Annotated in this window: 7 protein-coding genes, 1 pseudogene and 1 riboswitch; of the genes and pseudogenes, 5 read left to right on the top strand and 3 right to left on the bottom strand. The window is 68.4% G+C overall.

Annotated elements, in window-relative coordinates:
- Positions 1-5 precede the first annotated feature (5 nt).
- Complete coding sequence (argS, locus tag H5395_RS07400) at positions 6-1748, bottom strand: arginine--tRNA ligase (protein WP_182791925.1); 1743 nt, start codon at positions 1746-1748, stop codon at positions 6-8.
- A 273-nt stretch (positions 1749-2021) separates the two neighbouring features.
- Between argS and H5395_RS18830 the strand changes: the two are divergent.
- The 3 genes and pseudogenes from H5395_RS18830 to metK form a co-directional block, all read left to right on the top strand.
- A pseudogene (locus tag H5395_RS18830) lies at positions 2022-3533 on the top strand (DEAD/DEAH box helicase); the annotation flags it as partial.
- Between the two features lie 875 nt (positions 3534-4408).
- A complete protein-coding gene (gene lnt, locus H5395_RS07390) occupies positions 4409-5977 on the top strand; it encodes an apolipoprotein N-acyltransferase (protein WP_255440556.1) in 1569 nt (522 codons plus the stop codon).
- 31 nt (positions 5978-6008) lie between these two features.
- A riboswitch (SAM-SAH riboswitch) is annotated at positions 6009-6060 on the top strand.
- A gap of 3 nt (positions 6061-6063) precedes the next feature.
- Positions 6064-7230: a methionine adenosyltransferase gene (gene metK / locus H5395_RS07385; RefSeq protein ID WP_182791923.1), complete on the top strand. Its 1167-nt coding sequence runs from the start codon at positions 6064-6066 to the stop codon at positions 7228-7230.
- 119 nt (positions 7231-7349) lie between these two features.
- Here the strand turns inward: metK and H5395_RS07380 are convergent, their stop codons facing one another.
- Together H5395_RS07380 and H5395_RS07375 are read right to left on the bottom strand one after the other, a co-directional pair.
- Positions 7350-7967, bottom strand: a complete 618-nt coding sequence (locus tag H5395_RS07380) for an HNH endonuclease (protein WP_182791922.1) — start codon at positions 7965-7967, stop codon at positions 7350-7352.
- Between the two features lie 66 nt (positions 7968-8033).
- Positions 8034-10631 (bottom strand): penicillin acylase family protein, encoded by a 2598-nt coding sequence (locus H5395_RS07375; protein WP_182791921.1) that lies wholly within the window; start codon positions 10629-10631, stop codon positions 8034-8036.
- A gap of 120 nt (positions 10632-10751) precedes the next feature.
- Between H5395_RS07375 and H5395_RS07370 the strand changes: the two genes are divergently transcribed.
- Both H5395_RS07370 and H5395_RS07365 read left to right on the top strand, forming a co-directional pair.
- Positions 10752-11618 carry an NAD(P)-dependent oxidoreductase gene (locus tag H5395_RS07370; protein WP_182791920.1) on the top strand — a complete coding sequence of 289 codons (867 nt, stop codon included), beginning with the start codon at positions 10752-10754 and terminating at the stop codon, positions 11616-11618.
- Complete coding sequence (locus H5395_RS07365) at positions 11615-12022, top strand: cupin domain-containing protein (RefSeq protein ID WP_182791919.1); 408 nt, start codon at positions 11615-11617, stop codon at positions 12020-12022. Before H5395_RS07370 ends, H5395_RS07365 begins: the two co-directional genes overlap by 4 nt.
- Positions 12023-12128: the final 106 nt, after the last annotated feature.

Here is a 12128-nt window from a genome sequence, read left to right as displayed (position 1 = left end):
TTCGGTCAGCGCATTTCCTTGGCCGGCGTGACGCCCAAGATAGTCAAACCAGCCGAAATGACAACGCCGACTGCGCGGGCAAGCGCGATTTTCGGCGCTGTTGCGGCGATGTCACCATCCTGGACGAAACGCAGCGTCGCCTCGTCGTTGCCGAGGTTCCACAAGGCATGCAGGTCCGACGCGAGGTCGTAAAGGTAGAAGGCGATCCGGTGCGGCTCATGCGCGCGGGCGGCGATTTCCACGGTGCGGGGCCATTCGGCGATCCGGCGCGCCAAGGCCTGCGCGGCCGGGTGTTCCAGATCCGAGACCGCCCGCGTCAGCGCGGCGTCCGAGATGTCCACACCCATGTCGCCCGCCCGGCGCAGCACGCTGTTGATGCGGGCGCTGGCATACTGGACATACCAGACCGGGTTGTCCTTGGACTGTTCCAGCACGCGATCGAAGTCGAAATCCAGCGCCGCGTCGTTCTTGCGCGTCAGCATGTGGAAGCGGGTGACGTCGCGGCCCGCCTGTTCCACCACGTCGCGCAGGGTGACGAAGGTCCCGGCCCGCTTGGACATCTTGAACGGCTCGCCGTTCTTCCACAGCTTGACCAGCTGGATCAGCTTGACATCCAGCGGCACCCGGCCGTTCGACAGGGCCGAGACCGCCGCCTGCATCCGCTTGACATAGCCGCCATGGTCGGCCCCGAAAATATCGATCAACTGGTCGAAGCCCCGGTCGATCTTGTCCCAGTGATAGGCGATGTCGGGGGCGAAATAGGTCCAGGAGCCGTCCGACTTCTTCACCGGCCGGTCCACGTCGTCGCCATGGGCGCTGGACCGGAACAGGGTCTGCTTGCGCGGTTCCCAATCGTCGGGGGTCTTGCCCTTGGGCGGCTCAAGCGTGCCTTCGTAGATCAAGCCTGCGGCCCGCAGCCGGTCGATGGCGGCCTCGATCCGGCCGGTGCCGTAAAGCGCCTTTTCCGAGGAATAGACGTCCATGCGGATGCCCAGCAGCGCCAGATCCTCGCGGATCATGTCCATCATCGCCTCGGTGGCGAAGTCGCGCACCTCGGCCAGCCAGACGGATTCGGGGCGGTCGAGCAGGCTGTCGCCATGGCGCACCTTCAGCGCCTCGCCCACCGGGATCAGGTAGTCGCCGGGATAGAGACCCTCGGCGATCTGGGGTTCAAGCCCATGCGCCTCGCGGTAGCGTTCATAGGCGGAACGGGCCAGCACATCGACCTGCGCGCCGCCGTCGTTGATGTAGTATTCACGGGTCACGTCCTCGCCCGCGAACTGCAGCAGGTTCGCCAGCGCGTCACCGAAGACGGCGCCGCGCATGTGGCCGACGTGCATGGGACCCGTGGGGTTGGCGCTGACGAACTCGACGTTGACGCGCGGGCCGTTCCCCGCAGGGACGCGGCCATAGTCGCCGGGGGCGGACAGGGCCGCGCGCAGCACCTCGGCCCAGGTGCCGGGGACAAGGCGCAGGTTCAGGAAGCCCGGCCCCGCGACCTCGGCGCTTGCGATGCGGGGATCGTCGGTCAGGCGGGCGGCCAGCAGGTCGGCGATCTCGCGCGGCTTCATCCGCACGGGTTTCGCCAGCACCATCGCGGCATTTGTGGCCATGTCGCCATGGGCGGCGTCGCGCGGGGGTTCCACCGCGACGGCGGCGAAGTCCAGGCCGGCGGGCAGCCTGCCCTGTTCGGTCATGTCGGTCAGCGCCTGGATCACCAGCGCGCGGATATCGGCGAAGATATTCATGGGTCTCTCATCCTGTCCGTCCTGCGATAGCGAAGCCGCCTGCCCGCCGCAACCGCGCCGGGAAATGAACGCCCCGCCCGGGCGCAACTTGACACCATCGCAGCAGGCCCCCACCTGCATCCGATCGCGCTTTTCATTGACCTGCGGCCGGTTCTGCGGTAGGTGCGCGAGGCCCGCATCCGGCGGGCAACCGAGGGGCGCATGGAAGGCCGCGTCCCGCATATCGCGCGAACTCGCGCGTCGGACAGCGACACCTCCTTTCGAAAGACGCCTATGACCAAATTCTCCGATCTCAAGCTCGACCCCAAGGTGCTGCAGGCGATTGCCGAGGCGGGCTATGAGAATCCGACGCCGATCCAGGCGGGCGCCATCCCGCCTGCGCTGGAAGGCCGCGATGTGCTGGGCATCGCCCAGACCGGCACCGGCAAGACGGCGGGCTTCGTGCTGCCGATGATCACCCTGCTGGGCCGGGGCCGGGCGCGGGCGCGGATGCCGCGTTCGCTGGTCCTTTGCCCCACCCGTGAACTGGCCGCGCAGGTGGCCGAGAACTTCGACACCTATGCCAAGCACACCAGGCTGACCAAGGCGCTGCTGATCGGCGGCGTGTCCTTTGGCGAACAGGACAAGCTGATCGACCGCGGCGTCGATGTGCTGATCGCGACCCCCGGACGCCTGCTGGACCATTTCGAGCGCGGCAAGCTGCTGCTGACCGGCGTGCAGATCATGGTCGTGGACGAGGCTGACCGGATGCTCGACATGGGCTTCATCCCGGATATCGAACGCATCTTCCAGTTGACCCCGTTTACCCGGCAGACGCTGTTCTTCAGCGCCACCATGGCGCCCGAGATCGAACGGATCACCAACACCTTCCTGCATGCCCCCGAGCGGATCGAGGTCGCGCGCCAGGCGACCACCTCGGAAACCATCACCCAGAAGCTGGTCGAGATCACCCCCACCCGCCGGGATCAAAGCGCCAAGCAGAAGCGTGAGCTGCTGCGCGCCCTGATCGACGCCGAAGGCGAGGGACTGAAGAACGCCATCATCTTCTGCAACCGCAAGACCGATGTGGACATCGTCGCCAAGTCCCTGAAGGCACATGGCTATGACGCGGCCCCCATCCACGGCGACCTGGACCAGCGGGTGCGCACGGCGACGCTGGACGGCTTCCGCGAAGGCACGCTGCGGTTCCTCGTGGCCTCGGACGTGGCGGCGCGGGGGCTGGACATTCCAGCGGTCAGCCATGTCATCAACTTCGACCTGCCCAGTCATGCCGAGGACTATGTCCACCGCATCGGCCGCACCGGCCGGGCCGGGCGCGAGGGCACGGCGATTTCCATCGGCACGCCCTCGGACGAAAAATATCTGTCGGCGATCGAGGCGTTGGTGAAGCAGACCCTGCCCCGCGCCACATTGCCGGAAGGCTTCCAGCTTTCCGACGCGGCCCAGAAACCGCCGCGCCCCGCATCCGAGCGTGGCAACCAGCGTGGAGCCCCGACCCGCACGCGCTCTCGCCGCAGTCCGCCGCGGGATGAACCGGCGAGGGAAAAGGCGGACGTGATCGAAAGCCCCATACTCCAGGAATCCAAGGCCGGCAGCGCTGGCGAAAGCCGCAAAGCTGCAAGCAACGGCGCCCGCGAGGAGCGTGAGGACCGCAGCCGCGAGCGTCGGGACGAGCGGCGCGAGCCTGCGCGCGAGGAACGCCGCGACGACCGGCGCCCCCGCGACCGGGGTCCGGCAGTGACCGGCATGGGCGATCATACGCCCGATTTCCTGATGACCAGCTTCAACGACGCTCTGGTCGTGACCGAGGCCCGCATGACCAGTGCGGCGCAGCGCAGCGAGGACGCGCCGCGTGAACAGGCGATCGCTGCAGAAGCCGATGGGCAAGAGGCGGCGGCCCCTCGCAAGGCGGACGGCAATGGCGAGGCCGAGACGGCTGCGCCCTCCAAGCGCACGCGGTCCCGCCGCAGCCGCTCGGGGCGGGCCGTGAAAGAGACGGCGGCCGACGATCAGGTGCTTGACGCAGTTGCGGAAAGCGCGGACCCGGCCGAGACGGTGGCTGACGCAGGGACCGAGGACTCGGCGCCCGAGATCGCGGTCGAAAGCGAGGTTGCCGCAGAGGCCCCCGCGCAGGACGCACCGTCGAAAGCGACTCAGCCCGAGGGTGACGCAGAAGCCCCGCCGGCCAAGGCCAAGCCTGCAAAGCAGGCCAAGCCTGCCGCGAAGCCCCGTGCAACCCGAAGCCGCCGCAAGCCTGCCAAGGCCGACCCAAGCGTCGAAGAAGCCGGAGCCGCCGAGGCCCCGCAGCCCGAAGCGCCTGCCGGGTCTTCCGAAACCCCCGCAGCCGAAGAAGGGCGGGACGCAGGCCCCGGAGAGGTCACGGCCCTGAACATCGACGAGGCCGCAAACCCGCCGGACATCGGGTCAGCCCCGGAAGCATCCGCCGATAGCCGGGATGCGCGGGCAGAGCAGGAAGATGGCCGCCCCGACGCGGAAGCAGGCGTTCCACCGGAAGGTTCGGCCCCCGCCGATGCCGACCAAGCAGGTGACGCTGCTGCTTCTGGTCTGCAGGCCGATCAGGGTGACCAGCCCGTGCCGGACGCGGACCAGACCGAAGCGGGCCGGGTCTCGGACTCGGCCCCGCAGGCCTGACGGAAGGGATGCAGCCGGCCGGCGCGCCGCTCGCCAAGGCTGCTGCGCACCCCGGCGGGACCGTGATGGCCGGGCGGATCGCGACCGACTTCGCCATCGGCGTCATTGCCGCCATGGGCCAGGCGCCGTGGGGGCTGTGGCCGCTGACGGTGCTTGCGCTGGCTGCCATGCTGTGGCGCCTGTCGGGGGTGGTCTCTGCCCGCGGGGCGGGCTTGCGGGCGCTGGCTTTCGGCGCGGGGCATTTCGCCTTGGCGCTGTTCTGGATCACCCAGCCGTTCCTTGTCGAAGCCGAGATCTACGGCTGGATGTCGCCCTTCGCCCTGATCCTCATGGCGATCGGGGGTGGGTTGTTCTGGGCGGTTCCGGCATGGATCGCGCCTCGGTCGGGCCGGGACCGGCGCAGCCGCGCGGCAGCCCTGGCGCTGGCGATCCTGGTCTCGGACTGGCTGCGGGGCTGGATCTTCACCGGCTTTCCCTGGGCGCTGACCGGCCATGTCTGGATCGACACGCCAGCCGGGCAGATCGCGGCATGGTTCGGGGCCATGGGACTTTCGGCGCTGAGCATGGGCGCGGCGCTGCTGATCGTCCTTGGGACGCGGCCTTCGCGCTCTCCGAACGGGCCGGCAGCCCTGCTTCCCGGCCTCGCCAATGCGGCGATGCTGATCGGGGCGGCATGGTTCGCGGGCCTTGCCCGGCTGAACCAGCCCCTGCCCGCCGACCACCCCCGGATCATCCGTCTGGTCCAGCCGAACGCCGACCAGACCCTGAAGTGGCACCCCCAGTGGGCGCCCATCTTCTACGAACGCCTGACCAGCCTCTCGGCGCTGCCGCTCAAGCCCGAACTCGGGACCGGGGGGCCGGATGCCGTTGTCTGGCCCGAAACGGCAGTGCCCTTCCTGCTGGAGGACGCCCGACCGGTGCTGACCGACATCGCCGCGGCTTCAGGCGCCACCACGATCACCGGCATCCAGCGCAGCGAAGGCTCGGCCTGGTTCAACAGCCTGGCCGAGTTCACCGCCGACGCCCGCATCGGCGCGGTCTACGACAAGTTCCACCTTGTCCCCTTCGGCGAATACATCCCCTGGGGCGATGCGCTGGCGCGCTTCGGCATCACCGCCTTCGCGGCGCAATACGGCAACGGCTACAGTTCAGGCCCCGGCCCGCAGGTGCTGGCGCTGGACGGCCTGCCGCCCTTCCAGCCGATGATCTGCTACGAGACGATCTTCGAACGTCACCTCCTGCGCGGCCATCGCCCCGAGTGGATCCTGCAGATTACCAACGACGCCTGGTTCGGCACCTGGTCCGGTCCCTACCAGCATCTGGCGCAGGCGCGGCTGCGGGCGATCCAGTCGGGCCTGCCGGTGCTGCGCTCGGCCAATACCGGCATCTCGGCCGTGATCGACGCCCGCGGACAGATCCGGGCCGTTCTGCCGCTGGATCAGGCCGGCATCATCGACGCGCGGCTGCCGGGCGCCCTGACACCGACCCTGTGGTGGCGCTGGGGCGATGCGCCGATGCTGACGCTGATGGCAATGGCGCTCGGTTGGCTTGCCATCGCCCGCAGGCGCAGGCATTGACTCGACCGGGCCGCTCGCGTAGGCCCACGCATGACCCCCACAACGGCTTCCTGGCGTGGCACGGTCTTGTTCCCAATGGAGCGTTCATGTCCCGTCAGAACTACGTCTTCACCTCCGAGTCCGTCTCGGAGGGTCATCCCGACAAATTGTGCGACCAGATTTCTGACGCGGTTCTCGACGCGCTGCTGGCCGAGGAACCCGAGGCCCGCGTCGCCTGCGAGGCTTTCGCCACCACCGCGACCGTGGTGATCGGCGGCGAGATCGGCCTGAAGGACGAGGGCCGGCTGGCCGAGGTCATGGGCGACGTCCCCGAGATCGCCCGCGGCGTCATCCGCGACATCGGCTACGAGCAGGAAAAGTTCCACTGGAACACCTGCCACGTCCTGAACTTCCTGCACGAACAGTCCGCCCATATCTGGGGCGGGGTCCAGACCGGCGGCGCGGGCGACCAGGGGATCATGTTCGGCTATGCGGTGAACGAGACGCCGGAACTGATGCCGGCGCCGATCCAGTATGCCCATGCGATCCTGCGCCGGCTGGCCGAGGCGCGCAAGTCGGGCGCGGAACCGACGCTCGGCCCCGACGCCAAGTCGCAGCTTTCCCTGCGCTACGAGGATGGCAAACCCGTCGAGGTCACGCAGATCGTCGTCAGCCACCAGCACAGGGACGAGGCGCAGACCTCGGACGACATCCGCGCCATCGTGGAACCCTATGTGCGCGAGGTGCTGCCCCAGGGCTGGCTGACGGAAAACACCGTCTGGCACGTCAACCCGACCGGCACCTTCGTGATCGGCGGCCCTGACGGGGATGCGGGGCTGACCGGGCGCAAGATCATCGTGGACACCTATGGCGGCGCGGCCCCGCACGGCGGCGGCGCGTTTTCCGGCAAGGACCCGACCAAGGTGGACCGCTCGGCGGCTTACGCAGCGCGCTATCTGGCCAAGAACGTGGTCGCGGCCGGGCTGGCGGATCGCTGCGTGATCCAGCTCAGCTACGCGATCGGGGTCGCGGCGCCGCTGTCGATCTATGCCGACAGCTTCGGCACCGGCAAGATCTCCGACGCGGAAATCGAGCGCGCGGTGGGCGAGGTCATGGACCTGACCCCCAAGGGCATCCGCGACAAACTGGACCTGTGCCGCCCGATCTATCGCCGCACCGCCGCCTACGGCCATTTCGGCCGTGCACCCGAGGCGGATGGGGGCTTCAGTTGGGAACGCACCGATCTGGCCGAGGCGCTGAAGAAGGCGGTCTGATCATCTCGGTAATCGAAGTGGTCCGCGGGAGCTTCCAGCGGACCATGGAGCGCTTTTCATGCCGGGAAGATGTCAGGCCACCAGCTTGGCCGACACCAGAACGCCGAACTGGCCGAAGGTTATTCGCTGTAGCCGTAGTCCCATACAAGGTTCTCGACAGGTGGGAACTTGCGCGGCAGGTTGCGCGGATCGAACGGAAGTCCATCGAGGATTGCTTCCTCGACAGGCTGATCAAGACACCCATGCTGTGTCGAATAGAAGTAACATATCTTCAAATACCTCCTCAGCACGGCGAGGCTCGGGAACGTGAAGTACCGTTGATGCCACGCCATCAGCTCTTGGTTTCCACGGCTTGTATTGCATCGCGGGCAAGAGCGCACCTGATTGAGCGGGATGTTGTGACCCTTCAGTCTGCTTCTTGGTATTAGATGATCCCAATGATAGGTCGGGGCAATGCAGCCGAGGTGTGCGCAGATCGGCTGCGCGTCTTGCGCCAGCGCATCATCCCGATCGAGGCTGCTGATGTTCTTTCTTCGCTTCCGAAAATCCGACATCGTGATATTGGCGGCTTTAGTCCGGCCGTCTGGATAGGGGTTTGGCTTTCCAGCCTTTGCACTTACCATCATGCGCCGCGTGACCACCAACATGGAATATGTACACAGGATGTGATCCTCAACGGTATGCAGCTTGCGTTGGGCTTTGGGACTGCTCCACTCCCATCTGGTTGGCACGAGCATGTCTTTCCCTCTTGTTTTCCTTCTTACCAGGATAGTCCGGCATACGCTCCTGTGATGTGAAGGCGCTCACTCTTGCACCGTCAGCACCGTCACGCCCACTGCCCCTGCCCGTGCCAGCGTCGGGTCCAGCGACATCGCCACATATTCGCCCCGCCGCCAGCGTTCGGCCTGGTCGTCGTAATGGCGCGACAGCGGGTGGCCCGACTGCCCGGTGGCGATCACGAAGACCGAGCTGTCCGGGTCGGCGAGGTCGTAGACGCCGCGATAGCCCGCCCCCCCTACTGCGGCCCAGGGGTTCGTTCCGCCCCCCAGCGTGGGCGCGCGGGCGATGCTCGACCCGTCGCCCGAGGTGGACTGGACGAGGCTTACCACCCATCCGATCACCGGCATCCTCCCAAGCGCGGGATGTTCGTGTCGCGCCACATGGATGTCGCCCCAGCGCCAGCTTTCCACATCCGGCCCGAAGCGCGCCGTCAGGTCGATCAGGGCCGCGTCCATGGCCTGCCGGGCGATGGTGGCGCAGTCCTCGACGGGGGCGGACTGGGCCACGTCGCACCAGGCCGAGGCCCCGTCCGTGTCGCGGAACACGCGGTCGATGAAGGACGGCTGCAACCTGCCCCCAAGTTCGCCGGCCAGCGGGCCAAGCTCGTCATGGATCAGCCGCTCCTGCAGATGCCGCATCCAGGCGGAATAGATCAGCGGTTCGGGCAGATGCTCGCTCATATTGCCGTCCCACTCGGCCAGCAGGGCCAACGCCTCTTGCCGCTGGCGTTCCGGGGTGCCCGGCGCAGCAGGGTCGCCGGTGAACCACAGCTCGGCGCCGACGATCGGCAGAAGCGCACGGGCGGTGGGGCTGACCGTATCGAGCTGCGCGTCGATGAAACTGTCGCGTGAATGGATCTCGCGCGCAGCAAGCAGCCGAGACAGCCGCGACAGCCGCAGCGGATCATCGCGGTCATACCCGAGGTTCGGGGGGCGGGTGGCCCCCTTGCCGGTGCCGGCGGCAGGGTTCGTCTCTTCGAAGGATGAGGCAGGGATGGTCGTCAGCGCGGCCTGCGGATCGGAACCATCCGATGCGGTGCCGCCGGGCGGCGGGATCAGCGCAATCCCTGCGCCCGCGGCCCGCTCGGCCCCCGTCGCGGCCACCATGCCCTGCAACAGCGCGGTGGCCCTCAGCGGATCGCCGGGGGCAACGGGATCGAGCCAGCGCACATTCGGATCACGCCCCGGCGCGGGCATTCGACCCGCTGTCGGATGCTCGGCGGCACGGCGCGGGATCTCCCCGGCAAGGACCTGCGCGATGCCGTCTTCGTCGGCCAGCGTCACCTCGACCGCCGGGGCGACGATGCCGCGGGCGGCCCGCTGCGCCTCGGCGCGGTCCGGTGACTGCATCAGCGCGACCAGCGCGGTCATGGTGGTGTCGGCGGTCGAAAGCCCGGTCCAGCGCAGCGCGGGGACATGGCCCATAGGCGTCACCCCGGCCAGACCAAGCTGCGCGGGCGGGATGACGGGGCCGGCCTCGGTCTCGCGCAGGGTGATGCGGCGGTCGCTTGCGCCGTGGACGCGGATGATCTCGTGCCGGGTGCTGAAATCGCGCCAGCCGCCATCGCCCAGATAGCGGTCGGGGGCGCCGGGCTGCACCTCCTCCATCACGATGTCCTGATCGTCCACCCAGGCCGGGGTCAGCCCCCAGGCAAGGCCGGGGTTGCGCCCGGCCAAGATCGCCGGAATGCCGGGGATCGTGCCGCCGATGACGCTGCCCGCCTGCAGGTCCATCCGCGCCAGATACCACAGCGAGGGCGCCGTCAGCGCCACATGGGGATCGTTCGCCAGCAGCGGCGCACCCGCCGCTGTCCGCTCGGCTGCGGCGGCAAATGCATTGGCAGTCGCACCCAGACCGACGCCGACATAGCCGACCAGCGAGTCGAACCAGTCCGGCGCAGGGGTTTCGGGAGGCACGACGAAGCGGGCACCGCTGCCGAACAGCGCGGCATAGCCGGGCAGCGGCGGCTCGCCTTCCGCGCCGACCAGATCGCCCGCCCGCTGGGGGGCGGCAATCGACACCCGCGCCCGCATCACCTCGGCCCGGATCTGACCCGAGGCGCCTGCCGCCACCAGCTTGAGGATCGCCAGCGAATCCGCCGGCTGCCAATAGGCGATGTCGCCCGGCAGCAGGAAGAACTCGGGCGCGCCTCGGCCCCGTGCGCCTTCGTTCACCTGCTGCACCCAGGCGTTGACCCCGTCGGCATAGGCCAGCAGCGCGGCCTGCGTGGGTTCGTCCTGCGCCTCGACCGAGGCCTGCGCGTTCCGCCACAGTCCAAGCCTGCGGGCAAGGTCGTCGGCGGCATAGGCGCGCTCGCCGAACATCTCGGCCAGCCGCCCCTGCGCGGCGCGGCGCAGCACCACCATCTGGAACAGCCGGTCCTGTGCATGGGCAAAGCCCAGCGCGAAGAAGGCGTCGTGGTCGGTGGCGGCAAGGATATGGGGCACGTTCTCGGTCGTGCGCACGATCTCGACCGGCTGCTGCACCCCTGCCAGTGCGAATTGCGCGTCGTAGTCGGGCAGCGAACGGACGGCGAAATACCACGCCAGCACCACCGCCGCCACGAACCCGATCATCAGGCCGATGGTCAGCCGGACCAGCCAGCGAAACAGCAAAAGCATGGGTGGGGAACGTCCTTGAAATCGGCGGGCGCCGGTTGACCGGGGCGCGGAGGCAATGGAATGTGCAAGGCTGATAGGGCAGCGGCCGCGGCTTTTCAACGCGGCAGACCGGAGGGATTGATGGCGCGGGTGGCATTTCTGGGACTGGGCGTGATGGGCTTTCCGATGGCGGGGCATCTTGCCGCCGCAGGGCACGAGGTCACCGTCTACAACCGCACCGCCGCCAAGGCCGAGGCCTGGTCCAGCCGCCACAAGGGCCGCCACGCGACGACGCCCCGCGCCGCAGCCAAGGGGGCCGAGTTCGTCATGGCCTGCGTCGGCAACGACGACGACCTGCGGCAGGTCTGCACCGGCGAGGACGGCGCCTTCGCGGGCATGGCCAAGGGCGCGGTCTTCGTCGATCACACCACGGTCTCGGCACAGGTCACGCGCGAGCTGGCGGTGGTGGCGCAGGCGGCGGGCCTCGGCTTCGTGGACGCGCCGGTCTCGGGTGGTCAGGCGGGAGCCGAGAACGGGCAGCTTTCCATCATGTGCGGCGGCTCGCCCGAGGATTACGCCAGCGCCGAGCTGGTGATGGCCGCCTATGCCCGCATCTGCCGCCTGATGGGGCCCTCGGGTGCCGGGCAGTTGACAAAGATGTGCAATCAGATCGCCATTGCGGGACTGATGCAGGGGCTTGCCGAGTCGCTGAACTTCGCTGAACGCGCGGGCCTTTCGATTCCCGAGGTGGTCGGGGTCATCAGCCAGGGCGCCGCCGGAAGCTGGCAGATGCAGAACCGCCATGCCTCGATGGCCGAGGGGAAATACGACTTCGGCTTCGCGGTGGACTGGATGCGCAAGGACCTTGGCATCTGCCTTGCGACCGCCAACGAAACCGGGGCGAGCCTGCCCGTCACCGCGCTGGTGGACCAGTTCTACAAGGACGTGCAGGGGATGGGCGGCGGCCGCTGGGACACCTCATCCCTGATCGCGCGGCTGCGCCGGTGACCGCGCCGGTCGTCCACAAGGGCGTGGGCGAGCCGCGCCCCGCGTGGTTCGAGAACAGGTTTGCGGCGAACGGCTGGACCGGCGCCTGGCGGAACGGCGTCCACGAGTTTCGCCACTACCATGCGACGACGCATGAGGCGCTGGGCTGCTACGCGGGCTGGGCCGACATCCAGCTTGGCGGCCCTTCTGGCGAGATTCACCGGATCGAGGCGGGGGACGTGGTCGTGGTCCCCGCCGGGCTGGCCCATTGCAACCGTGGCCAGAGCGACAATTTCGCCTTAGTCGGCGCCTGTCCGGGCGGTGTTACCCCGGACATGCAGAAAGGCGAGGGCGACCCCTCGATCACCCTACCCCGGCCGCCGCATGACCCCGTGCTGGGTGCCGGCCGCGGCTTTTCAGCCTGACCGGGAAGCGGAGGTCCATTGCCCTCGTTCATGTCCATCCCGGCCACATGAGCCCGACAGTGTTCGATGCTGTGGGCAGGTGACCTGAACCGGCGGCGGAGCCCTC

It is taken from the genome of Paracoccus sp. MC1854 (assembly GCF_014164635.1).
Lineage (GTDB): Bacteria > Pseudomonadota > Alphaproteobacteria > Rhodobacterales > Rhodobacteraceae > Paracoccus.
This window is presented reverse-complemented; position numbering and strand designations above follow the sequence as displayed.

Coding starts and splice junctions, on each gene's coding strand:
- argS (WP_182791925.1), bottom strand. CDS start 1,748: ATGAATATCTTCGCCGATATCCGCGCGCTGGTGATCCAGGCGCTGACC.
- lnt (WP_255440556.1), top strand. CDS start 4,409: ATGCAGCCGGCCGGCGCGCCGCTCGCCAAGGCTGCTGCGCACCCCGGC.
- metK (WP_182791923.1), top strand. CDS start 6,064: ATGTCCCGTCAGAACTACGTCTTCACCTCCGAGTCCGTCTCGGAGGGT.
- H5395_RS07380 (WP_182791922.1), bottom strand. CDS start 7,967: ATGCTCGTGCCAACCAGATGGGAGTGGAGCAGTCCCAAAGCCCAACGC.
- H5395_RS07375 (WP_182791921.1), bottom strand. CDS start 10,631: ATGCTTTTGCTGTTTCGCTGGCTGGTCCGGCTGACCATCGGCCTGATG.
- H5395_RS07370 (WP_182791920.1), top strand. CDS start 10,752: ATGGCGCGGGTGGCATTTCTGGGACTGGGCGTGATGGGCTTTCCGATG.